Annotated in this window: 22 protein-coding genes and 1 riboswitch; of the genes, 11 read left to right on the forward strand and 11 right to left on the reverse strand. The window is 69.5% G+C overall.

The genetic code is table 11. The features are described 5' to 3' along the window. The first annotated feature begins 115 nt into the window (after nt 1–115). Nucleotides 116–1114, forward strand: coding sequence for an ABC transporter ATP-binding protein (locus ABD134_RS12700; protein ID WP_344229970.1), 999 nt, complete (start codon nt 116–118; stop codon nt 1112–1114). Between the two features lie 30 nt (nt 1115–1144). On the opposite strand, the gene ABD134_RS12705 is transcribed toward ABD134_RS12700, so the two are convergent. Beyond that, the gene (locus ABD134_RS12705) at nt 1145–2074 is read right to left on the reverse strand and encodes a LysR family transcriptional regulator (RefSeq protein WP_344229972.1); all 930 of its coding nucleotides are present in this window, start codon (nt 2072–2074) and stop codon (nt 1145–1147) included. A gap of 185 nt (nt 2075–2259) precedes the next feature. Between ABD134_RS12705 and ABD134_RS12710 the strand changes: the two genes are divergently transcribed. Together ABD134_RS12710 and ABD134_RS12715 are read left to right on the forward strand one after the other, a co-directional pair. Continuing rightward, nucleotides 2260–3291 carry an ABC transporter substrate-binding protein gene (locus ABD134_RS12710; protein WP_344229974.1) on the forward strand — a complete coding sequence of 344 codons (1032 nt, stop codon included), beginning with the start codon at nt 2260–2262 and terminating at the stop codon, nt 3289–3291. Nucleotides 3292–3392: 101 nt separating this feature from the next. Continuing rightward, nucleotides 3393–4682 (forward strand): hypothetical protein, encoded by a 1290-nt coding sequence (locus ABD134_RS12715; protein ID WP_344229975.1) that lies wholly within the window; start codon nt 3393–3395, stop codon nt 4680–4682. A gap of 93 nt (nt 4683–4775) precedes the next feature. Here ABD134_RS12715 and ABD134_RS12720 read toward each other — a convergent pair whose 3' ends face one another. The 4 genes from ABD134_RS12720 to ABD134_RS12735 form a co-directional block, all read right to left on the reverse strand. Beyond that, on the reverse strand, nt 4776–5768 hold the full coding sequence (locus tag ABD134_RS12720; protein ID WP_344229977.1) for a siderophore-interacting protein: 993 nt from the start codon (nt 5766–5768) through the stop codon (nt 4776–4778). 124 nt (nt 5769–5892) lie between these two features. Then, entirely contained in the window at nt 5893–7704 is a 1812-nt protein-coding gene (locus ABD134_RS12725) for a glycoside hydrolase family 15 protein (protein WP_344229978.1), read from the reverse strand. A 38-nt stretch (nt 7705–7742) separates the two neighbouring features. Beyond that, nucleotides 7743–8621: an SDR family oxidoreductase gene (locus tag ABD134_RS12730; protein ID WP_344229980.1), complete on the reverse strand. Its 879-nt coding sequence runs from the start codon at nt 8619–8621 to the stop codon at nt 7743–7745. Between the two features lie 71 nt (nt 8622–8692). Continuing rightward, a complete protein-coding gene (locus ABD134_RS12735) occupies nt 8693–9907 on the reverse strand; it encodes an acyltransferase family protein (protein ID WP_344229981.1) in 1215 nt (404 codons plus the stop codon). A 121-nt stretch (nt 9908–10028) separates the two neighbouring features. Next, nucleotides 10029–10130: riboswitch (TPP riboswitch) on the forward strand. Here ABD134_RS12735 and thiO point away from each other — a divergent pair. The 4 genes from thiO (at nt 10119) to moeB (ending at nt 13695) form a co-directional block, all read left to right on the forward strand. Further along, nucleotides 10119–11435, forward strand: coding sequence for a glycine oxidase ThiO (gene thiO, locus ABD134_RS12740; RefSeq protein ID WP_378108180.1), 1317 nt, complete (start codon nt 10119–10121; stop codon nt 11433–11435). Its footprint overlaps the riboswitch before it by 12 nt. Beyond that, nucleotides 11435–11674 carry a sulfur carrier protein ThiS gene (gene thiS, locus ABD134_RS12745; protein WP_344229985.1) on the forward strand — a complete coding sequence of 80 codons (240 nt, stop codon included), beginning with the start codon at nt 11435–11437 and terminating at the stop codon, nt 11672–11674. The genes thiO and thiS overlap by 1 nt, the downstream gene beginning before the upstream one ends. 3 nt (nt 11675–11677) lie before the next feature. Beyond that, nucleotides 11678–12514: a thiazole synthase gene (locus tag ABD134_RS12750; RefSeq protein WP_344229987.1), complete on the forward strand. Its 837-nt coding sequence runs from the start codon at nt 11678–11680 to the stop codon at nt 12512–12514. Continuing rightward, entirely contained in the window at nt 12511–13695 is a 1185-nt protein-coding gene (gene moeB, locus ABD134_RS12755; protein WP_344229989.1) for a molybdopterin-synthase adenylyltransferase MoeB, read from the forward strand. The genes ABD134_RS12750 and moeB overlap by 4 nt, the downstream gene beginning before the upstream one ends. 75 nt (nt 13696–13770) lie before the next feature. Here the strand turns inward: moeB and ABD134_RS12760 are convergent, their stop codons facing one another. The 5 genes from ABD134_RS12760 to ABD134_RS12780 all read right to left on the reverse strand — a co-directional run bounded on the left by ABD134_RS12760 (nt 13771) and on the right by ABD134_RS12780 (nt 18886). Then, a complete protein-coding gene (locus ABD134_RS12760; RefSeq protein ID WP_344230899.1) occupies nt 13771–14577 on the reverse strand; it encodes an ABC transporter ATP-binding protein in 807 nt (268 codons plus the stop codon). Between the two features lie 5 nt (nt 14578–14582). Further along, on the reverse strand, nt 14583–15755 hold the full coding sequence (locus tag ABD134_RS12765; protein WP_344229991.1) for a FecCD family ABC transporter permease: 1173 nt from the start codon (nt 15753–15755) through the stop codon (nt 14583–14585). Then, nucleotides 15755–16810 (reverse strand): FecCD family ABC transporter permease, encoded by a 1056-nt coding sequence (locus ABD134_RS12770; RefSeq protein WP_344229992.1) that lies wholly within the window; start codon nt 16808–16810, stop codon nt 15755–15757. The genes ABD134_RS12765 and ABD134_RS12770 overlap by 1 nt, the downstream gene beginning before the upstream one ends. 10 nt (nt 16811–16820) lie before the next feature. Next, complete coding sequence (locus tag ABD134_RS12775) at nt 16821–17882, reverse strand: iron-siderophore ABC transporter substrate-binding protein (protein ID WP_344229994.1); 1062 nt, start codon at nt 17880–17882, stop codon at nt 16821–16823. Between the two features lie 176 nt (nt 17883–18058). Next, nucleotides 18059–18886, reverse strand: coding sequence for a helix-turn-helix transcriptional regulator (locus tag ABD134_RS12780; protein WP_344229996.1), 828 nt, complete (start codon nt 18884–18886; stop codon nt 18059–18061). Between the two features lie 277 nt (nt 18887–19163). Between ABD134_RS12780 and ABD134_RS12785 the strand changes: the two genes are divergently transcribed. From ABD134_RS12785 to ABD134_RS12795, 3 genes are read left to right on the forward strand one after another with little or no spacing between them, the layout of a single operon-like run. After that, complete coding sequence (locus ABD134_RS12785) at nt 19164–21572, forward strand: helix-turn-helix transcriptional regulator (protein WP_344229998.1); 2409 nt, start codon at nt 19164–19166, stop codon at nt 21570–21572. A 38-nt stretch (nt 21573–21610) separates the two neighbouring features. Next, a complete protein-coding gene (locus tag ABD134_RS12790) occupies nt 21611–22816 on the forward strand; it encodes a type III polyketide synthase (RefSeq protein WP_344230000.1) in 1206 nt (401 codons plus the stop codon). Continuing rightward, nucleotides 22813–23547 carry a class I SAM-dependent methyltransferase gene (locus ABD134_RS12795; RefSeq protein WP_344230003.1) on the forward strand — a complete coding sequence of 245 codons (735 nt, stop codon included), beginning with the start codon at nt 22813–22815 and terminating at the stop codon, nt 23545–23547. The genes ABD134_RS12790 and ABD134_RS12795 overlap by 4 nt, the downstream gene beginning before the upstream one ends. A 124-nt stretch (nt 23548–23671) precedes the next feature. Here ABD134_RS12795 and ABD134_RS12800 read toward each other — a convergent pair whose 3' ends face one another. Continuing rightward, the gene (locus tag ABD134_RS12800) at nt 23672–24019 is read right to left on the reverse strand and encodes a hypothetical protein (protein ID WP_344230005.1); all 348 of its coding nucleotides are present in this window, start codon (nt 24017–24019) and stop codon (nt 23672–23674) included. A gap of 48 nt (nt 24020–24067) precedes the next feature. Between ABD134_RS12800 and ABD134_RS12805 the strand changes: the two genes are divergently transcribed. Next, complete coding sequence (locus tag ABD134_RS12805) at nt 24068–26044, forward strand: helix-turn-helix transcriptional regulator (RefSeq protein ID WP_344230006.1); 1977 nt, start codon at nt 24068–24070, stop codon at nt 26042–26044. Nucleotides 26045–26056 lie beyond the last annotated feature (12 nt).

Consider the following 26056-nt stretch of genomic DNA (forward strand, 5'->3'; position numbering starts at 1 on the left):
AGAGCCCTTTGGCAGCGTCCACCCAGTCCGTGCGTTGCATGCTTGATCCACCGATGTCACGAAACTCGAGCGCATCCACGCCGCCTCCGCCCAGGCCCGCGACCTGTCCATCGGCGTGTTCGGCTTCCTCACCCGCGCCTTCAGCCGGAACAACCGGGCCGAGGCCGTGGTGCTCGGGGCCATCCTGGGTGCCGGGTTCCTGCTCGTGTCCGCCGGACACATCACCGCCGGTGCCGTGACCACGGCGGCCCTGCTGTTCCACCGGCTGTTCAACCCGATCGGGGCCCTGGTCGGCATGTTCGACCAGGTCCAGTCCGCCGGGGCCTCGCTGGCCCGGATGGCCGGCGTCGTCTCCCTGCCGGTGCCCGAGCGTACGGCACGGCTGCACGGCGGCACGCTGGAACTGGCCGGCGTCTCCCACACCTACGACGACGGCACCCCTGCCCTGCACGACGTCCACCTGACGATCGGGCCGGGAGAGGTGGTGGCCGTCGTCGGGACCACCGGTGCGGGCAAGTCCACGCTGGCACAGATCGCGGCGGGCCTGACAGCACCGACGTCCGGCACGGCGCGACTGGGCGGGATCGAGCTGGTCGAGACCGATCCGGGCAGCCTGCGCGAGCACATCACCATGGTCTCCCAGGAGGTGCACGGCTTCGCCACCACGGTGGCCGAGAACCTGCGTGTGGCCCGGCCGGAGGCTGACCGATCGGTACTCGAGGAGGCCCTGGAATCCGTGGGTGCCAGCTGGGTGGCGCACTTGCCGCAGGGCCTGGACACAGAGGTCGGAGAGGGCGGATACCGGCTGGATCCCATGCAGCTGCAGATGCTGGCCCTGGCCCGGGTGGCGCTCGCCGACCCTCAACTGGTGGTGCTGGATGAGGCCACAGCGGAGGCCAGTTCGGCCGGAGCCCGCCGGTTGGATGTCGCGGCGGCACGGGTCCTGCAGGGTCGCAGCGGACTGGTAGCGGCGCACCGGCTCAGCCAGGCCGTGGCCGCGGACAGGATCCTGGTGATGTCAGCCGGACGGATCGTGGAGTCGGGGACGCACGAGGAGTTGAGGGCGGCCGATGGGCACTATGCCGAGCTCTCCCGCGCCTGGTTCGGCGACTGAGATAGCGTTCGGTGACCCCTGCAGGTGCGGCTACGACGTGAACCAGCTGTTGTCGTAGTCCTCGATGTGCTGTGGATAGGGATAGGCGGTCAGGGCCTCGGTGATGACCTCGCGGAGCCATTCGACCGAAGGTGATGGAGCGACCCGTCGGAGTGTGTGCAGGCCGACGTGTCCGGGCTCCAAGGTGAAGGGGAGAATGAACTTCCGCACCGGGCTGCGCTTGACGAACATGTCCCCGAGGAACAGCGGCACCACGCAGTACGAATCGGTGGCCGCAATGGTCTCGTCCACCACCGAGTAGTTCGGCAGGGCGATGGAGGATGCGTGCTGCCCCGGCAGCTGACCGAGCGTCTGTTCCACATGCTGGTGACCTAGGGCCCCGGATACCACGACTCGCTGTTCCGCCGACAGTTCCGGCACCGTCGGTGCCGCCGAGAGGCGAGGGTGGGATGCGGCGCAGACCCCTACGTAGGGCATATCCATCAGGTGGTCGCGGACCACGACGTCCGGTGAGAAGGACGGCACGGCGATAGCCCCGTCGATCTCATTGCGGCGCAGTTGGTCCTCTAGCTGGGCGACATCCAACAGCGTCACCTCGATCTTGGCCAATGGTGCCTGCTCCTGGATGGCCTTGACCACGAATGAGAAGAGTGCCATCAGGGCCAAGTCGGTCATCATCAGGCGGAACGTGCGGGTGGTCTCAGCGGCCCGGAACTCGGTGGCGCTCTGTACTACCGAGTCCATCAATTGGATGGCCTGGATCATCCGTGGGTACAGCGATTCCGCCACGGGAGTCGGTTCCAAACCTGCGCGGTTGCGCAGGAACAAGGGATCAGCGAAGAGTTTCCGAAGCTTGCCCAGGGCATAACTGACGGAGGGCTGGCTGAGGTACAGCACGTGCGCGGCTTGAGTGACGCTCCTGGTCTCGTAGACGACCACGAACGTCCGCAACAGGTTCATGTCGTATGAATCAGCCGTGCCCATGCTTCCCCAAGTCAAGCGGTTATATAGATGGTCCCGATGTTGAGTTCGGCTCTTTTGATTGGCTTGATAGTGCCTCCGATCCTACCGTTGGTTCCAGAGTGCTCTACATCACACCAAGCCGGCTCCAACCCCCACGGAGCCCTGTTCTTCGAGGTGACATCATGGGTCTTCCCCTTCGTTCTGAGCGCCGCTCCACCGTCCTCTGGACTAGTTCGGCCGCCGCCGTCCTCGCCCTGTCCTTGGCTGCCTGCGGCGGTGGCTCCCCCTCTGGCGACACTGCACCCACCGGGGCGGCGGACGACGCCGGCGCCTCGGGTGAGGTTCAGACGGTCACTGTGGGTGTCATGCCCCTGGTGGACCTGGCGCCGCTCCATCTGGGTATCGACCAGGGAATCTTCGAGAAGCATGGTCTGGAGTTGGAGCTCGAGACCGCCCAGGGCGGCGCCGCCATCATTCCCGCCGTCACGAGTGGCCAGGCAGACTTCGGCTTCAGCAATCCCACCAGCCTGCTGATCGCAGCCTCGAAAGGGCTGGACATCAAAGTAATCGCCGCTGGCGGCTCCAGCACCGGGGACGAAGCGACGGACTACGGCGCCACCGTGGTCCTGCCGAACTCGGATTTCGAGTCCGCCGCTGACCTCGAAGGCCACACCGTGGCGGTGAACACTCTGAACAACATCTCCGACTCCACTGTGAAGGAGGCCGTGCGCCAGTCCGGTGGAAACCCCTCCGCAGTCGAATTCGTGGAGATGCCCTTCCCGAACATGGTCGCGGCCGTGGAGCAGGGGACCGTTGATGCGGCCTTCCTCGTGGAGCCCTTCCTGACCATGGGTCTAGCGGAAGCGATGAAGCCGGTCTTCTGGAACTGGATGGAGGTATCCCCGGACCTGATGGCTTCCGCCTACTTCACCACCGGAGCCCTGGCCGAGGAAGACCCGGAGCTGGTCGCGGCGTTCCAGGCGGCGATAGCCGAGTCCGCGGACTATGCCGAGTCCCACCCGGAGGAGACGCGATCCATCCTCGACACCTATACCTCGATTCCTCCGGAGACCGCGGCGGAGCTTCGGTTGCCGCGCTGGGTCGACGACATCAATGACGACTCGCTCGAACGGCTGATCGAGATCAGCACGGAAGATGGACTGCTGGACGGGGGGCTCTCCGTCGAGGACGTGGTCCTGCCGGACGCTCGCTGACCTTTCACCCGCCGGCCGGAGGCAGCCGAGGTTCCGGCCGGCGTCGGAACACCTCGAACTCAACACCGCAGAGCACCACCACCAACCGAGGAGAGAACCAGATGGCCTATACCGTTCAGGACATGCGCAAAGGGCCCGAGGGCTACGCCTGGAGCCGCTTCGGATTACCCGAGTACACCGATTGGATGGACGAGAGTCTGTCCTGGAAGGAGTCCTGCTACATCGGCGACTGGTCCTTCCTCTGGCAGCACCGCTTCACCGGTCCGGACGCCCTGAAGCTGATCGCGGACTTCACCGTCAACAGCTTCGAGACCTTCGAGGTCGGCCAGTCAAAGCACGCCGTCCACACGAACAAGGACGGCAAGGTCATCCACGAGGGCGTGCTGACCAAGTTCGGCGAGGAAGACTTCATGGTCCACGGACGCGGCGGTTACTGGTTGTCCTTCAACCTGGGGCGCGGTGAGTATGACGCCCAGGTCACCCGCGACGACTGGTTCATGTACCAGGTCTCAGGGCCGAAGGCGATCAAGGTGCTGGAGTCGCTCACCGACGCCGAGGTGCTGCTGAGTGCGAAGTTCATGCATGCCGTGCCAGTGCGGATTGCCGGTCATGACATCTTCGCCCTGCGCCAGGGGATGGCCGGTGAGCTTGGATTCGAGCTGCAGGGGCCGAAGGAGTTCGGCGAAGATGTCTATCAAGCAGTCTTAGAGGCCGGGCAGGAGCACCACATCCGCAAGATGGGTGGGCGCATTGCAATGATCAATCACCTCGAGGCTTCCTACCCGACCATTGCCAGCGACTACATTCCGGCCATCTTCGACGAGGACATGACTGAGTATATGGAGTACTTCCTGGCCTCCATGCCCTCCTTCGCCCAGCCCGCCTACATCGCCGGCAGTTTCGAAGGACGGGACCCCTCGGAGTACTACCGCAGTCCCATCGAACTCGGGTGGGCCAAGGTGGTCACCACGCGGCGTGCGGACTACCTCGGCGCCCAGGCCCTCGCCGCGGAGAAGGCGAATCCGCGCCGCGTGCTCCGCACCCTGGAATGGAACGCCGAGGACGTGGCCGCGGTGCAGAACTCCCTGCTCGGGGAAGGGGAACACTATGACTTCATGGAGATGCCCCGGGACCAGCGCGGATACATGTGGTGTGACCGGATCGAGGTAGACGGGGTTCTCGTGGGCACCGCGACCTCCCGCGGCTACAGCTACTTCTTCCGCAAGATGCTCTCCCTGGCGACCGTGGACGTGGAGCACGCGGAGATCGGCACGTGCGTCAACGTGATCTGGGGTGCCCCCGGTCATCCGCAGAAGTCAATACGCGCCGTGGTGCGGCCTGCCCCCTATAAGGAGGATCGATCACGAGGCGAGCTGCGGGCCGCCTCCTGATCCTTCGCCACCACATCCTTCGCCACCACATTGTGCGGGCAGAGATGACCAGTCATCTCTGCCCGCAAAGTTGTTCTTAGGTGTGGGGTCTGGTCAGGAGCCCTCAGCGCGGCCGATCTTCCAGTACCCCATGAAGGAGACGCACTTCCGGTCGATGCCCAGGCCCTTGACCAGGTGGCGGCGCAAGCCGGTGATGGTGCCGGCCTCACCAGCCAGCCAGGCGTACCAATGGCCATGCGGGGTCTCCGGGGGAACCTCCCACAGGGTGGCTTCCGTATCGGCTGCCTCTGCGTCGGTCTCGCCCACGACGCCGGCCGCGCCAACCGCGCCGTCGGATGCGGTCCCAGCAGCACCAGCACCGGCCACTTCCGCGCCGAACTCGCGGCCCCAGGCCTGTACGGCCTCGGTCAGGGCCTGGCCGTGCGGACGATCACCGCGGGCCAGCCAATTCAGCTGCATCCCGGGTGGTGTGGCAACGGGCAGGATGTCCCCGGCGTCCGGCACCTCGATGAACACGTGCCCGCTGAAGCTCTCGTCGAGGGTCTCCAGAATGGCGCAGATCGCGGGGGCGGCGGTCTCGTCGCCCACCATCAGCACCGTGCGTGCCGTGCCCGGATCCCACTCGATGCCCCCGCTGCGGCCGCGGCCGCGCGTCTCGGAGCGCTCGTCCGGCCCGAGGATCACCATCTCGTCCCCGATGGCGGCCCCCAGTGCCCACGCAGATGCGGGTCCGGTGGTGCCGTGCAGCACGAAGTCCACGTCGATCTCGCGGACCTCTGGGCGGACCTCGCGCACGGTGTAGGTGCGCATCGCGTTGCGCTCGGCGTCCGGCAGCTCACGCCAGCGGGTATACCACTCCATCATCGCGGGGGCGGGCTCGGCGAACAGGCCCACGTCCGGCAGGGTGCCGTCCGCGCGGGGCAGCATGAGCTTGATGCGCTGATCGAGGCCGCCGGTGCCGAAGAACTGCAGGTCGTCGTCGGCGAAGGTGAACCGGACGAAGTGCTCGCCGAGCCGGCTGATCCGCGCCACCCGAGTCCGGTACGCGCGGGTCGAGGGGTACGTCTGGGTCGCGGTCGCGGTCATGGTCTGCTTTCCGTAGGGATCGAGGCGGGGCCTCCGCGTGCCAGTGGGGGGGAAGGTTAGGCACGCCTAATTAATCTACGGAATCATGTCGTAATGTGCAACGAGGGGGTGTGCTGCCCACCCCTCACTGCCCGTTCAATGTCAGCGCGGCCACCAGCAGGGCCAGATGACTCAACGCCTGGGGAGTGTTCCCCAGGAACGAATCATCCGCCGGATCGATCATCTCGGTGTACAGGCCAACGTCGTTGGCCAGTGCCAGCATCGCGTCCATCTGCTCCCGGGCCTCGGTCCGCCGGCCGACCAGGGCGAGGGCCGCCGCGCACCAGAAGCCGCACGCAGTGAAGGTCCCCTCCTCCGCGTCCATCCCGCTGTACCGGAACAGCAGCGGTCCGCGGCCCAGCTCCTCACGGAGAGCATCGATGGTGGATGACATCCGTGGGCCGGTGTCGAACCCGCTGATCGTGTGCAGCAGGACGGAGGCGTCCAGTTCCTCGCTCCCGCGGTACCAGACGTAGGCACCGCGCTCCTCGGACCAACCGTGCTCCTCGATCCAGGCCCGGATCCGGTCGCGCTCGTCTCGCCACCGGTCGTCGGTCCCTGGCAGGTGGCCGCGCTCGGCGAGGGCGATGGCCCGGTCCAGAGCCACCCAGCAGCCCATCTTCGAGCTGGTGTAGTGCCGGTGCTCGGGCAGTTCCCACATGCCGGCGTCGGGCCGGATCCAGAGGTCGCACACGGCGTCCGCCAGCCCGGACAGCATCCGGGCCGTCTCGGCGTCCAGCACATTGCCGCCGTCCACGTACAGGGTCGCCATGTCGAAGATGTCCCCGTAGACGCCGAGCTGCAACTGGTCTGCGGCGTCGTTGCCGGCCACCACGGGGCCGATGCCGCGCCATCCGGGCACCTCCAGCTCCGTGGTAACGGCCTCGGGGACGTGCCCGTTGAGCCGATTCAACACGTGCAACCGGGGCTGCTGCTGCCGCGCCAGCCGCAGCAGCCAGGAGACGGCGGCGTGCACGTCCTCCTGCTCGTCCAGCCTCAGGAGCGCGTGCAGCGTGTAGGTGGCATCACGGATCCAGGCGAAGCGATAGTCGTAGTTCTTGGTGCCCTCGCGATTCTCCGGCAGGGACGTGGTGGCGGCCGCCGCGATGGACCCCGAGGGGTCGTGCTCAAGCAGCTTCAGCACCAGCGCGCTGCGGCGCACCTCATCCCCATAGGGCCCGTCGTACTCCAGCAGGTCGGTCCAGCGCCGCCACAGGTCCACGCTGAGGTCCACGTTGCGGCGGATCGCGTGGGTCGCCGGCAACCGCAGCGGCTCCGCCGAGGTCCCGACGACGGCCAGCAGGTGCTCGGTCGCCTCACCCGAGGCGAACCGACCGGAGATGGCCTGCGGGCCGGCGTCGTGCACGCCGATGTTCTCGCCGCGCACCGCGAGGGAGACCTCGCCCACGCGGACTACCGGACCCTGGTCCGTCTGCTGGACCCACGGGGAAGCGGTGTTCAGCATGGTCCCCGGGACCACGCGCCACCGCATCGGCACCTCGCCGGCGAGGCCCTCCACACAGCGCGCGAGCTCTGTCCAGGGCAGGGCGCCGGTGGAGCCCATGTTCACGGAATCCGTGACCCGCACGGAGCCCACCGGGGTGCGGTAGGTCGTGCTGAGCACATTAGTGCCCTGGACGTACTGCCGATGGATCTGCAGTTCGGTGGTCACGTCCACGCCGGCAGCGGCGAGGGCCTCGCGGTCCGGGTGGAGTTCGATGCAACCGCCGTGGTCCGCGTCCAGCAGCCGGGCGAAGACCGGGGAGGAATCCAGGTCCGGCACGGGGAACCAGTCCACGGAACCGTCATGCGCCACCAGGGCCACCGTCCGGCCGTTGCCGATCGCGGCATAGGAGCGAAGGTCGACATAGCCGTCCCGGCGGTCCTCCAGGTTCATGCGTCCCCTCTCAGCATCTCCACTCTCAGCGTCCTCGCTCACAGCATCGGCGAGCCGCCCGTGACGGCCACGCGCGCCCCGGAGACATAGCTGCCGTCGTCGCTGGCCAGCATCACGTAGACCGGGGCCAGCTCGGCCGGCTGGCCCGTGCGGCCGAGCGGCACCTGCTGGCCGAAGTCGTGCACCTGCTCCTCCGGCAGGGTGGCCGGGATCAGCGGAGTCCAGATCGGGCCCGGGGCGACCGAGTTCACGCGGATGCCCTTCGGTCCGAGCAGCTGCGCCAGGGAGGCGGAGAAGTTGGCGATGGCCGACTTGGTCGCCGCGTACGGCGCCAGGGTTGGGCTGGGAGAATCCGCGTTCACCGAGGAGGTGCCGATGATGGAGGCTCCGGGCTTCAGGTGCGGCAGCGCGGCCTTGGCCAGGTAGAAGTAGTGGCCCACGTTGAGACGGAACGTGTGGTCGAACTCCTCGTCCGAGATGTCCTCGAGGTTTTCGTGGCTCATCTGGAACGCGGCGTTGGCCACCAGTACGTCCAGGCGGCCGAACTCGTCGACGGCCCGCTGCACCACGCTGCGGCAGTGCGCTGGATCAGAGAGGTCGCCGGGGACCAGTACGGCACGGCGTCCGGCCTCTTCGACGTAGCGCGCGGTGTCCTGCGCGTCCTCGTCCTCATTGAGGTAGGCGATCAGGACGTCCGCGCCCTCGCGGGCGAAGGCGATGGCCACAGCGCGGCCGATCCCACTGTCCCCGCCGGTGATGATGGCGGCCCGTCCCTGAAGCTTGCCGGAGCCCCGATAGCTGGTCTCGCCGCAGTCCGGCAGCGGAGTCATCTGCGACTGCACGCCCGGCGGCTGCTGGTGCTGCGCGGGGATGTGCTCCGGGTAGCGGTCGGTGTTCGTCTCGGGTGCTGGAGTCATGGTGTTCTCCTGTCGTCGATCACGTGCAGCCCACTGTAGCGAGCACTCCGGACGTGAACCACCGGTGGCGGTCACGGCCCTATGACGGGCACCGCCGAGTCCTGGTGGTCCGAGGGGGTGGGAACGCTGGTCGTGGCCGATGAGCTCGTCGAGGCTGGCGAGGCCGGGGACGCAGGGCTTTGGCGCAACGATCCCGGCCACCATCGCGGTGCCGACCACCGCCGCAGCGCCGCTGGTGTCTCCAGCAGCCAGGTGCCCCGGGCGGCCCGGCCCAGCAGCAGTCCCGCGCCGATCGCGGTGAGCGCCACGGCGAGCACCGTCCACGCCGCCCAGGGGGCCGTGAGCAGGGGGGAGCCGGTCAGGTAGAGCACGCAGGTCAAGGCGACCACGATCGTGGTGTGGGAGAGGTACACCTCCAGCGTGTGCCGGCCCAGGAACGCCAGCGCGTGGGCCGCCGGGCGAATCCGCTGCAGGGACACGGCGAGGGCGATCCCGCCGAGCACCCCGCAGACCTGGCACAGGAACACGACGCCCGGCTGCTCCCGCTGGTCCTCGAGCAGCCCGAACCAGGCGAAGGCCACGAACCAGCCGACCGCGACGGCGGCCCACACGGTCTGGGGGACCCGGGCGACGCCGTCGCGCACCCAGGAGCTGCCGCGCGCGGCGGCGATGAAGAAGAGGAAATACGTGGGGGCCTCATAGAGGCCGGTACCCACCAGGTGCCGCAGTTCACCGCCCTCCAGCCCCGTGGAACCCGGCCAGACCACGCCGGACCACACCATGGACAGCGCCGCGGCCGAGCCGATCATCCACCCGGTGGGGATCGTCCGCAGGAGGCGGCCGGCGAGCAGGAACAGCACCAGGGCCCACAGGAACCACAGTTCGGCGTTGGCGCGCAGCGGTGACCACGCCCAGGTCTCCAGCTGCGACCCCAGGTCCGTGTGCACCATGCCCGGCAGCAGGTGCCCGCCGATGATCCGGTAGGCGATCACAGGGATCTGCCACAGCAGGAACACCCAGGCCAGCAGGGAGGCCTTGGTGCGGAGGAACTCGCCCCAGCCCGCGGTCAGCCACTTCGCGGCGAACAATCCGGACACGGCGAAGAACAGCGGCATGCGCAGGTCCTCGAACGCGGTGTTCAGGGCGCTGAACGCGGGAATCCGGTCCATGTCCGCCTGGCGCAGCCAGAGGCTGGTGTGCAGCAGGACCACCAGCAGGATCGAGATCCCCTTCGCGGTGTCCACCCACTGGGCACGCGCAGATTCGGCGTGCTGGGTGCGGTGCATGGGATCTCTTCTGCTTTGGCGGTGCGGTGGAGGGGCTGGGCGGTGCGCAGCGGCCCACATTACCGTGTCCGGCTTCCACGGCGACGGCGGGGGTATGATGGGGCACACGCTGATGAGAGTCAGCGCGTTCTGTGGGAGCCCCTCCGGGGCTGAGAGGGCCCGAGCGCCGACCACCATACCTGATGCGGGTCATGCCGCCGTAGGAAAGGACATGTGGGTGACTTCTGCGCATCGTCCTGGCCGTCCACGCCCTGGGGCCGTCGATGTCGCCATCGTGGGCGCTGGGCTGATTGGCTTGGCCACCGCGTGGGAGCTGCGCCGCCGCGGTCGCTCCGTCGCGTTGATCGACCCGGCTCCGGGAGCGGGGGCGTCGCGGGCGGCCGCCGGAATGTTGGCTCCGGTCAGCGAAGTCCAGTACCAGCAGGAATCTCTTTATTCCCTGATGAGTGCTTCGGCTGCGGAGTACCCGGTCTTCGCCGCGGCTGTCGAGCAGGCGGCCGGAGAATCCGTGGGATACCACTCCACCGAGACCCTGGTCTGCGGCGTGGACTTCGCCGACCGGCAGGCTCTGGCGGACCTGCGTCAGTTGCAGCTACGTCAGGGCATGGAGGTAGAGCCACTGGCGCTCCGTACGGCCCGCTCCCTCGAACCGGCGCTGACGCCGCGACTGTCGGCGGTGTACCGCATCCCCTCCGACCACCAGATTGACCCAAGACGACTGGTGACTGGATTACTGGCAATCCTGGTCGAACCAGAGGTGGACCCTCGGCGCCCCGCTGGTGCCGTGGACGGTGGGCCGGTGCGCCTTGTCTGCGAGCATGCGAGGGCGCTGCGTCGGGACAGACGCGGAGCAGTGACCGGCGTCGCCCTGGCCGACGGGCAGGACGTGGTTGCGGCCCAGACGATCTTGGCCCCGGGCCTGGGAACCCGTGAGCTGAACGGCCTGCCCGCTACCTGCCGGTTGCCGCTACGTCCGGTGCATGGCGACATCGTTCGCGCCCGCCTTCCCAGTGGCGCTCGGCGACTACTCGAACGCACCGTCCGGGGACTGGTCCACGGTGTGCCGGTCTACCTCGTCCCGCGCGCCGACGGCACCGTCGTGATCGGAGCCACCTCTCGCGAGGACGGCCTGGCCGGAGTCAACACCGGGGGCGTGTTTCGGCTGTTGCGCGACGCCCAGACTCTCGTGCCCAGCGTGGGTGACCTGGAACTGACAGAGGTCATGGCCCGAGCCCGGCCTGGCACTCCGGACGACATTCCCTATCTCGGCCGCATCCGTACGCCCGACGGGGACCCCGTCCCCGGCCTGGTGGTCTCGACCGGTTATTTCCGCCACGGCGTGCTGCTCACCCCTTTGGCTGCTCGCCTCGCCGCTCAATTGGTCACCGGCGAGACGGGGACCGACCCGGACGCCGACGCCTCCCACCTGACCACCACCGATCCGCACCGCTTCGACGCGACGGACCTCGATCGGCGCACCGTCGAGGTCCGAGCATCCGCGTCCGCATCCGAGTACAGGAGGACTTGATGTCCGGCATCACCCTCAACGGCGCCCCGCACGCCGTACCTGAAGGCACGACCATCGTCGACCTTGTCGCCGAGGCCGTCGGCCGGCCCCTGGGCCCCGACGGCAACATGCTGGATGGGGGCCGCCTGGGCATGGCCGTGGCCGTGGACGCCGCAGTCGTCCCCCGCAGCCGCTGGCACCGCACACCCGTGGTGGAGGGCCAGAGCATCGAGATCATCACCGCCGTCCAAGGAGGCTGAGACATGACCACCATGCACCCGGACCCGCTCGTCCTCGACAGGGTAGAGCTGTCCTCCCGACTGATCATGGGCACCGGGGGCCTGAGCTCCCTGCACACGCTGGAGCAGGCCCTGCTCGCCTCCGGCACCGAGTTGACCACAGTGGCGCTGCGCCGTTATTCCCCCGGGCAGGGAAATTCGCTCTTCGCCCTGCTCCGGCGCCATGGCATCCGGATCCTGCCCAACACGGCCGGCTGCTACACCGCACGCGACGCCCTGTTGACCGCCGAGCTGGGCCGGGAGGCGCTGGAGACCGACTGGGTCAAGCTCGAGGTCATCGCCGACGAGGAGACGCTGCTACCCGACGTCGTCGAACTGCTGGAGGCCACCGAGCAGCTGGTGTCCCGCGGCTTCAAGGTCTTCGCCTACACCTCCGACGACCCAGCTGTCGCCCGCCGCCTGGAGGACCTCGGCGCTGCCGCCGTCATGCCCCTGGGCGCGCCCATCGGCACCGGACTCGGCATCCTCAACCCGCACAACATCGAACTCATCGTCTCCCGCGCTCGCGTACCAGTGATCCTCGATGCCGGTATCGGGACCGCCTCCGAAGCCGCCTTCGCCATGGAACTCGGGTGCGACGCCGTGCTGCTGGCCAGCGCGGTGACCCGGGCCCAGGATCCTGTGGCCATGGCCACGGCGATGCGGCACGCCGTGGCCGCCGGACGGCTGGCCGCCGGTGCCGGGCGCATCCCCGCGCGCCGCCACGCCATCGCGTCCTCTCCCCTGGACGGACGGATCGATGCCAACGAGCCGGCGGATGTGCCGCGAGGGGACTGGATGCCCGTAGGGGAGCGCCGGTGAGCCGATTGCGCCCGCTCGTGGAGCCCGGGCCCGAGCTGACCCCGGAGGAGCTTGAGCGCTACGCCCGCCACTTGTCACTGCCCCAGGTCGGTGCCCTCGGTCAGCGGCGCTTGAAGAACGCCCGGGTCCTCGTTCTCGGGGCCGGAGGTCTGGGCACCCCGGCACTGCAGTACTTGGCCGCCGCCGGGGTCGGAATGTTGGGGGTCGTCGACGACGACGTGGTCACGGTCTCCAACCTGCAACGCCAGGTGATCCACACGGTCGCCGACCTCGGACGGACCAAGACGGACTCCGCCGCCGACGCGGTTGCCCGGCTCAACCCGCTAGTGGTGGTCCGGACTCACCCCGTCCGACTCAACGTGGACAATGCCGTGGACCTGGTGGGCCAATACGACCTTGTACTGGACGGAGCAGACAACTTCGCCGCCCGCTACCTTGCCAGCGATGCGACGACCTTGACCGGACGCCCGTGCGTGTGGGGCTCGATCCAGCGCTTCCAGGGACAGGTCAGCGTCTTCTGGGCCGGGCACGGACCCACCTACCGGGACCTCTACCCCGAGGCGCCACCGCCCGGGGAGGTGCCCAGTTGCGCCGAGGGCGGTGTGGTGGGGACTCTTCCAGCGATGATCGGCTCCATCATGGCCACCGAGGCCATCAAACTCATCACCGGTACCGGGGAACCCCTGATCGGACGCGTCCTGATGCACAACGCTCTGGAGATGACCTGGCGGGAACTCGGTCTGGCCCTGGACCCAGACGCCTCGCCGGTGACAGCCGTGGAGGACCCCGCACTCAGCTGCGAAGTGCCGGGCGACGCCCCGGCCGCCGCGCATGAGACACTCACGGCTCCCGAATTGGCGGCCCTGCTCGAGCGTCGGGAGCGCAAGCAGGCTTCCTTCACCTTGGTGGATGTCCGTGAAGACTGGGAACGCGAGCTGGTCAGCATTCCGGGCGCGTTGCCCGTCCCTCTGCAGGACCTCCTCGACCGCGGGCCGGCCGCGCTGCCTGAGGGGTACTGCGGCACTGACCTCGTGCTGCACTGCAAGGCCAGGACACGCTCCGCCGCCGCCCTGGCCAGGCTGCGTCCGTACTTCGCCCAGCGGGAGGAGAACGTGCGGCACCTCGAAGGCGGCGTGCTGGCGTGGGTGGCACAGGTCGAACCGGGAAAACCCACCTACTGAGCCAGCGCGGAAGCACCACATCCACAGACACGTGCCACGGCAACCTCCGCGGCGCTGCCGACCTGACCGACCGGCCTACTCCGGCACCACGTGGTGCCGACCCACCGGGACCACCAGGGGACCGCCGGACACCGGGTCGTCGATGATCCGGCTGCGCAGCCCGAATACGTCCTGCACGCACTGCTCGGTGAGGACGGCGGAGGCCGGTCCTGCCGCGTAGACCCTGCCGCCTTCCAGTGCCACGAGCCGGTCGGAGTAGCGGGCGGCGAGGTTGAGGTCGTGCAGCACCATGACGATGGTGGTACCGCGGTCCCGGTTGAGGTCCGCGAGGAGGTCCAGCACCTCGATCTGATGGCTGACGTCGAGGAAGGTGGTGGGCTCGTCGAGCAGCAGCAGGCCCGTCTGCTGCGCCAGGACCATGGCGATCCAGACCCGCTGGCGCTGGCCGCCGGAGAGCTCGTCCACCGGGCGATCGGCCAGGTCCGCGGTGGCGGTGGCGTCGAGGGCGTGGGCCACCGCGGAGTCGTCAGCGGCACTCCAAGCACGGAACATCCGCTGGTGCGGGTGCCGGCCGCGGCCCACCAGATCTGCCACGGTGATCCCGTCCGGGGAGACCGGGGACTGGGGCAGCAGGCCGAGCACCCGGGCCAGCTCCTTGGAGGGCATCGAGTGGACCGAACGGCCGTCGAGCAGCACCCGGCCGCCGGCAGGGGAGAGCAGCCGGGACAGGGTCCGCAGCAGGGTGGACTTGCCGGAGGCGTTGGCCCCCACGATCGACGTCACGGTTCCTGGTTGGATCTCCAGGTCGAGGCCGGAGAGCACGTGCCGCTCGCCGTAGCCGACGGCCAATCCCTCGGCCCGCAGTTCGTGGGTGCTGGTCAACGTCGTCATGAGGTGGCTCCGGTGCGGTGTTGGCGGACGATCAGGTACAGCAGGAAGGGTGCCCCGAGCACGCCGGTCACCACGCCTACGGGGAAGCGGGTTCCGATGGCGTACTGGCCCACGATGTCGGCCACAAGCACCAGCAGCGCCCCCACCAGGGCGGACGGCACCAGCAGGGAACCGTTCGGGCCGAGCAGCCGGACCGCGATGGGACCGGACAGGAAGGCGACGAACGCGATCGGGCCGCAGGCCGCCGTCGCGAAGGCCACGAGGCCCACGGCGGCGATCACCGCCACCAGCCGCGTGCGGTTGACTCGGACGCCGAGCCCTGCGGCGGTGTCGTCGCCCAGGGTGAGGGACTCCAGGTTCGCGGACTGCCCCAGCAGCACGGGGGCGAGCACGAGCAGGGCCACCACTGTGGGCAGGACCTGTTCCCAGCCCACCCCGTTGAGCGAGCCGGTCAGCCACCGCAGCGCCTCCTGCAGGTCCCAGGATCCGGCGCGGGAGAGCAGGTAGTTGGTGATCGAGGTGAGGATCGCGGCGATCCCGATGCCCACGAGGATCAGCCGGGTGCCGGCCACCCCGCCCTTCGAGGAGAGCAGATAGATCAACAGGGCCACGCCCAGGCCGGCCGCGATGGCGAAGGCGGAGCGGGCCGGGCCGTCGATCCCGAGGACGATGATCGCGAACGCCGCCGCGGCCGAGGCGCCCGAGGAGATGCCGATGATGTCCGGACTGGCCAGCGGGTTGCGCAGCATGGTCTGGAACGTCACGCCGCCCAGCCCGAAGCAGGCGCCGGCCACCACGGCGAGCACCGCGCGTGGCAGCCGCAGCGTGCCCACGGTGAACGTGGCCCCGTCCACGTCCTGCCCGAACACCACGCCGAGCACCTCGGCGGGCCCGTAGAAGGTCCGCCCGATCATCAGGGACGCGGCGAAGACCACCGCCACGAGCACGGTCAGGGTACCGATCACCAGCGCACGACGCCGGCGCCGCCCCTGCCGCGCGCCCTCCACCTTCGCCTCGGTGCCGGCGGGAGAGCCGGCGGGAGAACCAGCCGGAGGACCGGTGGGGAGGGTGCCGGGGTAGGTGCCGTGATCGGCGGGTGGGCTGGCTGCGTGGGGTGCGTGGACGGCGTCGTGGGTCGGAGCGGGGGCGGAGCGTGTGGAGGGTGCCATCACAGTTCACGGACCTTCCGCTGGCGGACGATGTGGATGAAGAACGGGGCGCCGATCAGGGCGGTGAGGATGCCGACGTCGATCTCGGAGGGGCGGGCGATGATGCGGCCGAGCACGTCCGAGGCGAGCAGCAGGACCGCGCCGGCGACGGCGGAGTAGGGCAGGAGCCAGCGGTGGTCCGGCCCGGCGAGCAGGCGGCAGGCGTGCGGGACCACGAGGCCGACAAAGCCGATCGGCCCGGCCACGGCGGTGGCGGCGCCGGCCAGCAGCACGGAGGACAGGGCGGCCAGCCCGCGGGCGAGCATGACGCGTTCGCCCAGGCCGGCGGCGAGGTCGTCGCCCAGGGCCAGGGAGTTCAGGCTGCGGGCGCTCAGCAGGGCCAGCAGCAGTCCGACTCCCAGGAATGGGGCCACGAGGGCGATCGCGTCCCAGGCCGCCCCGCCGACCCCACCGATCTGCCAGGAGCGGATGTTCGCGGAGATGTCCCCGCGGGGCAGGGCCACGGCGGTGATGTAGGAGGTCGCCACCGCGGTCAGGGCCGCCCCGGCGAGGGCCAGCTTGAGGGGGGAGGCCCCGCTGCGGCCCGCCGAGGCGATGGCGTAGACCAGCACGGCGGTCACCGCGGCGCCGAGGATGGCCATCCAGATCATCTGGTGCGCCGCGAACATCCCGAACCACGCCATGCCGACCACCACGGCCAAGGAGGCGCCCATGTTGATCCCGAGGATGCCCGGATCGGCCAGCGGGTTCCGGGTCACGCCCTGCATCACGGCCCCGGCCACGCCCAGTGCCGCGCCCACCGCCAGGGCCAGCACGGTGCGCGGGATGCGCTTCACGACGGCGGCCTGGTCCAGTCCCTCGACCGGCTCGCCGAGCGAGCCCAGCGCCTCGACGATGATGGGCAGGCCCACGGTGCGTGAGCCGATGGCGACGGAGGCCGCGCAGAGCAGGGCCAGCACCACGAGCCCGGCCCCCAGCCAGGCCAGGCGGTGCCGCTGCCCCCTGCGCAGGGCAAGGGGCAGTCCGGTGGGTGCGGAGGTGGCGGTGAGGGTCACGCGGACAGGGTCACTTTGATGCGGCGGCGGCCTCGGCCAGGAGGTCCGCGTAGTCCTCGAGGACGTAGGGCAGGGCCAGCGGCGTCGGGTTGGCGGCGGTGCCGAGAGGGCCGGTGCCGTCCATGGCCACGATGGCCCCGTTCTCGACGGCAGGCATCTGGGACAGCAGCGGGTCCGCCTCGAGGGTGTCCACCAGGGACTGGTCGCCATAGGTGACGATCACCTCGACGTCGTCGAACTGGTCCACCTGTTCGGCGGAGACGGTGCCCGAGAACTGGTCGGTCTCATCGGTGACCTGTTGGACGGATTTGGCCACGGTCATGCCGAGGTCCTCGAAGAACATGGTCCGCGTGTCATGGCCGGTGTAGAAGTTCACCGTGGACAGGTCTGCGGTGTCCACGTGGGTGAGGAACATGGCGGAGGTGCCCTCGAGCTCGGGGTGCTCGGCGGCGGTCTCGGCGATCTGGCCCTCGAGGTCCTCGATCAGCGCGTCGCCCTCGGCCGCCATGCCCATGCCCTGCGAGTTCAGGCGGATCATGTCCCGCCAGTCGGTGCCCCAGGCGGTCTCCGGGAAGGCGATCACGGGGGCGATCTCGGACAGGGTGTCATAGTCCTGCTGCGTCAGTCCCGAGTAGGCGGCCAGGATGACGTCCGGGTCGGTGTCCGCGACGGCCTCGAAGTCGATGCTGTCCGTCTCGTCGAAGAGGACCGGTGTCTCGGCGCCGAGCTCGGCGAGCTCGTCCTCGACCCAGGGCAGGACGCCGTTGCCGTCATCGTCACCGAAGTTGGCGGCGGCCATGCCGACCGGGACCACGCCCAGGGCCAGCGGCACCTCGTGATTGGCCCAGTTCACGGTGGCCACCCGCTCGGGCTTCGACTCGATCGTGGTGGTGCCGAAGGCATGCTCTACCTCGATGGGGAACTGCTCGCCCGAGGCGGCGGCTTCGGAAGAACCGGAGGAACCGGCGGAAGCGTCCGCAGCGGGTTCCGCTGTTCCGGACCCGCAGGCGGACAGGGCGAGGGCGAGGCCGACGGCGGCAACCGAGGCGGCGAAGGGGCGGGAGGTGCGCACGATGATGACTCCACTCTGATGACACTGGATGACACTGACGGTGGCTGGGATTGGGGTTCCGCAGTCTGGCCTCAATCAGGTAAGGCTTACCTAAATAATGTAGACAGGCGTGCGCTAATGAGCAATCGCGATGAACTGCAGGGTTATGTCGTATTTCGGACAGACCGGCCCCAGAGTTAGCCCCGGAGCGAGCTCGGTGTGGTGCCCGTCAGCTTGCGGAAGGCGGCCCCGAAAGCGCTGGGGCTGCGGTAGCCCATGGCCTCGGCGATGTCCTCGAGCGGTTCGCCGTCCGCCAGCAGGGTGGTGGCTCGCTGAACCCGTACCGAGCCGACCCAGCGCGCGAAGCCCAAGCCGGTCTCGGCTCGGAACGCCCGCGTGATGGTGCGCTCGCTGACCCTGAGCTGCCGCGACCAATCGCCCAGGCTCCGGACGTCGGAAGGGTCGGCCAGGACGGCCGCCACGATCGGTTGCAGGAGTCCTGCGGTGGGTTCGTGGACGAGGAATTGGTGCGGGGCCGGGGCCAGGACGTCCAGCACCATGGTCTCGGTCAGCCGGCGAGAGTGCTCGTTCAGGCTCTCTTCGCCGAGTCGCAGCAGCAGTTCCCTCAACAGTCCGGTGACGCGGAGGGAGACCGGTTCGGTGGGCAGGGGCCGAGCCGCCTCCCCGGCCATCTCGAGAGAGAAATACGTGGCTCGGTACGCGGTTCCCGCCGGCGCCTCGGCGGAGTGCACGGTCCCGGCCGGCAGCCAGAGCCCGATCGTCGGGGTGACCGTCCAGGTCCGCGGACCGGCGCGCAGGGTGGAGGGGCCGGCGTCGTTCCAGAGCAGTTCATGCACCGTGTGCGAGTGGTCCGGCCAGCGGGTTGCGGTGTCCAGGGACTCGGCGATGCCCACGCTGGTGAAGTCCACCGGCACGGAGCCGGCCGGCTGCAACGGCATCCGCCGGTAGGGGCCGGTGGGCGCGGACGAGGCCGGCGGCGCGTCGGAGGCCTGGGTGCTGGACACGTCGACGAGCCTACGCCGGGCCAGCCGACCTCATCGCCTCCCAACGCTTTGCGGGCAGATATCAGTACTGATATCTGCCCGCAAAGCGTGGAGTTCTGGAGTCCAGGAGAGACTCGCCGCTCCGACGCGGGGCGAGCCCCCAGCGGCGGGCCGCATGAGCACCCCGCCGTGACGGCCGTCATCGGCTTCGGGTGGCCGCTCAGGGACAACCCCGCGGTAGGTATGCCATCCTTGGACCCCCGTCCACCGCACCCGTCCGCATCGAGGCCCCGCACCCATGGCCCTACTGTCCCTGCCCGACCCCACGTCTCTGCCCCACCCCGCTCTGCCGCGTTTCCTGGGCTCTCCCGACGCCGGCGAGCGGCTCCTCGTGGTGCGCACCCCGGCAGGGACCGAAGCCCAGCGGTTCGCCCACGGCTGGGCAGGTGGACGTGGCCGCGTCCTGCCGTGGCCCGTCGAGAACGGCCACGCGGTGGAGGCGGCCGAGATCATCAGCCGGGTGGGCGCGCTCCTGGAGGATCCGGCCGCGGGCCGGGTCGCCGTCGTCGCCGATCAGGGGGCACCCGTGGGGCGCCTCGCCGCCGCCTTCCCGACGCGGATCGCGGGTCCAAGGGATCTGCACCTGACGGAGTCCGAGATCCTCACGCTCGCCGAGCAGCTCTCGGCAGGCTCCGCACCGGACCCTGCCGCGGGCACCCTGACCACCGGTGAGCACACTGGCGGGCAACCTGGCCGGTTACCGCTGCCGCTGACCCCGCGCCGGATCCATCAGAAGACCGGGGGGTGGTTCCTGCCGGCCGCCATCCTCATCGCGGACCCGCTGGGGGTGCAGTCGGCGCGGCAGTCCTTGTTCTCTGCCCTGATGCGGTGGCTGCACCCGCAGGACGCTGACGGCAGCATCTCCCAGGCCGGGTACCTGCCGCAGTTCACCGAAGACGTCATCGACGCCTTCCGCCCGGAGGGTTTCGGGGCGATGCCGAGCGCGCGGGACCTGGAGTCCCTGGGTCTCCTGATCCGGGACGGTTCCGGCGGTTGGTTCATGCCATGGCTGGTCCGGGACTGCCTGCGGGACGCGATGCAGGAGGGCCACCCCCATCGTGTCGCCGAGCTGAACCGGGCCGTGGACGAGGCGCTCGCGGCCACGGGCCACATCGAGGCTGTCGTCCAGCGAACCGTTGATGCGCGGGCCTGGAACCGGCTGGAAGAGCTCTTGTTGGAGCATTGGGCCGACCTCTTCGTGTGGAACGAGCCGGTCCTGGCCTCGGCGGTTAACAGCTTCCCCCGAGCAGAGGTCGCCGGAGTGGATGTGACCGCATTCATGCCCGGACTGTTGAATGCCACCGACCCGGACACCGTGCCGTTCACGCTGCCCGCCCAGCGGCCGGACCATGACCGCGATGAGGGGTTGCAACGCCTGCGCGCCGGGACGGCCCGCCTGTACCGCACCCCGGACCGGAAGGCCCTGACTCTCGGCACCATCGAGGTGGCCTACCTGCGCCGAGTGGGGCTGTTCACAGAGTCAGCCGATGCCGCCGTGCGACTGAACGTCGCCCTGTCTGCCGCTCTGTCCACGACGCCCGTGCGTCCGGTAATGGCCAGCTTCGTCAGATTGCAGGCCGGGATCTCCCTGCACCTGGCGGACCGGGTGGCCGAGGCGAAGACGGCCTATGAGAAGGCCTTTCGCTGGGCATTGCGGAGTTCTGCCGAGCCCCTCATCGCCGAGGTGGCCGGCAAGCTCGCTCTGCTGTCCATCCACCAGGGCAACACGGACCGGGCTCGCTTCTGGGTCGCCAAGGTCGAGGCACCGCTGGCCCAGGTGCGGTGGGCGCGTAACGTCGCCGCCTTCGCGGCTGACGTGGCCCGCGCACACCTGGCCTTGACTGAACTGGACCTCGTGAAAGCCCATGCCGTGCTGGACGAATTGCCACCGGATCTGGACACAGACGAATTCTGGGCCAGTCATGCGGCCCTACTGGTCCGTGCCGCGAGTGTTGAAGGCCGCGGTGCGGATGCCGCCCGGTGGGTCCTCGGTTGGCGCCAGGAGCGGCCCGCCGCAGCTCAATCGCCCCTGGCTAAGCGGATCCTCAGCGAGGCATTCCACGCGGCGCGGATCAGTGCCGGAGACCTCACCGTGGTGCCCGGCTGGGACCGCAATCAGGAGCTGGCGGACCTGGAGGCCCTGCGGTGCCTGTTGAAGGGTGATTCGGACGCCGCCCTGCGGGCCCTGCGCATGCCGGAACGGTTCGGTCAACGGAACCGGAACCTGTCCGCCCTCATCGGGGTGCTGGCCCGAGCCCGGTGCACCCCGGCCACGGTGCCGGATCCAGTGGTGCGCCAGTTGGCGTCCATCCATCAGCATGGCGGCGCATTGGCGGATCTCTCCGCCTTCCACACGCTGGGCTGGACACCCGTCTTCCGGCGCGCGGGCCTGGTGGACGACGCCGGCCTGGCCCGGCTGCAGCAGCTGGCCAGCCCTGCGCTGGTAGAGCGAGAGGCCCCGGCGCTGACCTCACGGGAACGCGAGGTGCTGCAATCGCTGAAGGCCGGTATGACGCGCCGGCAGATCGCCGAGTCCACCTATCGCTCCGAGAACACCATCAAGGGCCAGATCCGCAGCCTGTATGCCAAGCTCGGTGCGTCCAGTGCGGCGGAGGCCATGGAGCAGGCTCGCCACTTCGGCCTCTGACGGTTGTCTCCACCGGTCCTGTCCCCACACAATGAGGCATGACCGCCCTGCTCAGATCGCTGCACACCGCCGTCCCACCCACCGTGCTGCATCAGGAGGAGGTGCGTGACGTCCTCGCTGCACAGCCGGGTCTGAGCCGGCTCGGCACCCGGTTGGTCACCGCGGCGTTCAACGCCTCGGGCATCGAACGCCGGCACACGGTCGTGGAGGAATGGCAGGACGGCGGCCGAGGCACCGGCAGCGGTGCCGGTACGTTCTTCGACCCGGAGACCGGCCACATCCTCAATCCGAGCACGGGGGTCCGCAACACGGTCTACACCGACCATGCCAACGACCTCTACGAGCGGGCCGCCCGGGGAGCGCTGGAGGGCTGCCCCGGACTCGGCCCCGAGGACGTCACCCACGTCATCACCGTCTCCTGCACCGGCTTCTTCTCCCCGGGTCCGGACTACCAGCTGGTCCGCCGCCTCGGCCTGGCCGCGACGACCAAGCGCATCCACCTGGGGTTCATGGGCTGTTATGCCGCCATCCCGGCCCTGCGCGAAGCCGCGGCGCTGTGCGAGGCGGACCAGGCCGCCGTCGTGCTGGTGGTCAGTGCCGAGCTGTGCACCGTGCACGTGCGCGTGGCCAATGACCAGGACACCATCGTGGGGGCCTCGCTGTTCTCGGACGGGGCGGGCGCCGCGATCGTGACGGGAGAGACGGCAGGGACGAAGGCGGAAGGCGGCGTCGGCGCGGCACGGACGCCGGCCCTGCGGCTGGACGGCTTCGCCACGGTGCTGACCCCGGTGGGGGAGGAGGCTATGGCGTGGAACATCGGCGATCACGGCTTCGAGATGATCCTGGGCACCTATGTCCCGCACATCATCGACGAGCACATCACCGGCGCGCTGGAGCCCCTGCTGGCCGCCGAACCCGAGCTGGCCGCCCGTCCTTACGCGGAGCTGGAGCACTGGGCCATCCACCCCGGCGGGCGCAGCATCCTGGACAAGGTGCAGGCCCGGCTGGAGTTGACCGATGCCCAGCTCGAGCCGGCCCGGGACACCCTGCGGGACTTCGGTAACATGTCCAGCGCCACGGTCCTGTTCGTGCTGCAGCGCATCCTGGAACGCGCGGGCGAGGTTGGTCAGGCCGGTCAGGACGGGGCCGGCACGGGGGTGGAATCGGAAGGCGAGCGCGTCTGCGCCATGGCGTTCGGACCGGGCCTGACGGTGGAGTCGGCCCTGATGACGTTGGTGGGATGAGGCTGCCGATCTCGGGGCTGCCCGCGCTCGACCTGCGCGAGCGCCGGCCGTCCGCCGTGGAGCAGATGGATGATCCCGACTGTGACCTGGAGGCCCTGCACCGTACCTACCAGGGCTTCGGTGTGGTCAATCCGGTGGTCGCCGGCTGGCAGCTGACCTACCGGCGCTGGATCCGCCCCTTGCTGGATCCCGTCCGCACGGTCACGGTGCTGGACATCGGTTCCGGGGGCGGGGACCGGCCCCGCGCGCTGACGCGGCAGGCGCGGCGGGACGGGTTCCGGGTGCACATCACGGCCATTGATCCCGACGCGCGGGCCCACGCCTGGGCGACCGCGCGCCCCGCCGTGCCGGGACTGGGCTTCCGCCGGTCCACCAGCGGGGACCTGGTGGCCGCCGGCGAACGGTATGACCTGGTGGTGTCCAACCACCTGCTCCACCACCTGGATCCGGCGGAGCTGGACGGGCTGTTGGCAGACTCCGAGCGGCTGGCCGTGCGCCGGGCCGTCCACAGTGACATCCGGCGCAGCCCCGCAGCCTACGCCCTGTTCTCGGCCGGCGCCGGGCTGGCGAGACCGTTGTTCCCCGGTTCGTTCATCCGCCCCGACGGGCTCGCCTCGATCCGCCGCAGCTACACGCCCGCGGAGCTCGCCGCCGTGCTGCGCCCTGGCTGGCGCGTGCAGACGCAGCTGCCTTGGCGGAACCTCGCGGTCTGGGACGCCGATCGTCACTGAGTGCCTGTCGCCACGGACATGGCTGGAATAGACCCTGGTCAGTCTGAGACCGAGCCCGGATAGGATGACGGCCAGGACGAGCGAGGGGAGTGCCAGCATGGCGGGTCAGGAGGTTCTCGACGGTTCACATCGCGGGCCTGCCGAGCACGAGTCCGAGCCGCATCCAGCGCTGGAGCGGTATCTTTCCCGGGCGGCCAGCCATGAAGCGCTTTTGATCCTCCGGGTTCCCGGGGGCACTGGATCGCGTCGGTTCGCGAGCGGTTGGCTCGCGGCCGGTGGTGGACCGGCCGGTGGTGAACCGGCCGGGGGTGAACCGGCCGGCGCGGACGGGCCCGGCCTCGAGTCTCGACTCCTCGACTGGGACCACGCCGCAGGTGACCACCAGGCCTTGATACACCGGGTAGGCACCCTCCTGGCGGATTCGCTCGGAGGCAGGGTCGCCGTCGTCGCCGGACCGACCGTACCGGTGCATCGCCTGATGGCCGCCTATCCGAGCTCATTGGTCGGCCCACGGGACGTGATGCTCACACAGGAGGAGGTGGCTGGCCTCAGTGGCCGGGGCACTGGTGATGAGGTCTTCGCCCAGGTGGGTGGGTGGTTGGAGGCCGCGGAGGTGTTGTTGGCGGATATCGGAGATCTCGAGGGGGCTCGGTCTGCGGTGCTCTCGCCCCTGCTGCGCTGGATCGCAGCCCGGGACCCGGAGCGGCTGGCCGCTGCCACGGCCTTCCTGCCCGAGGTCACGGAACAGACGCTCGAGGCCTTCCGCCCGGACCTGTCCGGCAGGGTGCCGACCATTGAGGAGCTCCGGGAATTGGGGCTGCTGTGCCGTGACAGTGGGGGCCGGTGGTTCATGCCTGAGCTCGTGCGGAACCTGCTGCAGCAGACGTGCCGAGAGCAGGACCCACAGCAGGCCAGCACCCTCAGCCTCGCGGCGGCGCAGGCCACGGCCGGCACTGGGAGCGTGGAGCAGGCCATGGAGACCGCATTTGAGTCGCGCTCCTGGAACCGGATCGCCGAGCTGATGCTCGAGCACTGGGTGGACCTCTACATCGCCAATGCCCAACTGCTGGGGAAGTTCATGGCCCGCCTGCCCCGGTTTTTGCTGGAACAGGTGGACGCGATCGGTGTGGCAGCCCGGATCGCGGCCGGGGCAGGTCCGGACCGGATGGTGTTCCTGCTCCCGAGCCTGGCGCCGGACTACGATCGGGACGAGACCGCCCACCGGCTGCGGAGGACCACGGAACGGCTGTACCGGTCTCCCGGCACCCGTGCGCTGACGATGGGCATGCTGGAACTGAGCCACCTCCGGCTGGCCGGGCACTTCACCGAGTCCGGCCACGCCGGCCTGCGGCTGCGCCAGGCCCTGGAGAAGGCCACGGCCCAGAACGGGGTCCGCCCCGTGTTGGCAGGGTTCACAGAATTGCAGGCGGGAATCTCGCTCCATCTGGCGGACCGGTTGGCGGAGGCACGGGCGGCTTTCGAGGCGGCTGCCCACTGGACACGCGGTGGTGTCAGTGACTACGTCTATGCCGATGCCTGCGGCAAACTGGCGCTCCTCGCCGTGCATGAAGGGAACATGGAAACGGCCCGCCATTGGCTGGGCCTGCACGAGCCGCCGTTGTCCACGGTGAAATGGGGTCACCCCATGGTGGCCCGCGCCGGGACGCTCGCCCGAATCGAGTTGGCGCTGGCTGACCTCGATGTGGCTGCCGCCCGCGAGCAGCTGGCCCTGTTGCCCGCGGAGGTGGACACGGACGAGTACTGGTGCGCCCACGCTCGCGTGCTGGCCCTGACCCGAACCCTCGAGGGTCACCCGGACGAGGCCGCAGGACTGGTGGTCGGCTGGCGCCAGGAACGGACCTACTCGGCGCGGGCCCCCCTGTCCGACCGGTTGCTGACGGAGGCCTTCCACCTGGCCCGTCACGTGCACGGGGAGAACACGCCCGTACCGCAGTGGGAGCGCAGCCCCGGCCTGGCGAACCTGGAGGCCCTGCGCTGCCTGCGTACCGGGAACCCGGATGAGGCCGCGAGCGCCCTGCACCGGCCCGTGCGCACCGGACGCCGGAACATCGCCGTCGCCGCGCTGCTGAGAGAGCTCGCGCGCACGGGGGCAGATCCGGCGACGTCGGATCCGCAGGTGATCGGTTCCGCCGCTGAGGCGCGGGCCTCAGGCGCGGCGCTCGCGGACCTGGCCGGACTGCATCAGCTGGGCTGGACGCCCGCACTGCACGCCGGCGGCGTGCTGGACCAGGACGACGTGGACCGGCTGGACGCGCTCGGCCTCCCGGTCACTGATCTGACTCCGCGGCCCGGGCTGACCCAACGGGAACAGACGGTCCTGGACCTGTTGCGGCAGGGCATGACCCGGAAGCAGATGGCCGAAGCCACCTTCCGGTCAGAGAACACCATCAAGGCGCAGCTGAGCAGCCTATACGCCAAGCTGGGCGCTGCCAGTGCTGCAGAGGCCCTGCAGCAGGCCCGTCACTACGGGCTCTGAGCAGAAGGGTCA

The sequence above is a fragment of the Citricoccus alkalitolerans genome, from assembly GCF_039528175.1.
Taxonomy (GTDB): Bacteria; Actinomycetota; Actinomycetes; order Actinomycetales; family Micrococcaceae; genus Citricoccus; species Citricoccus alkalitolerans.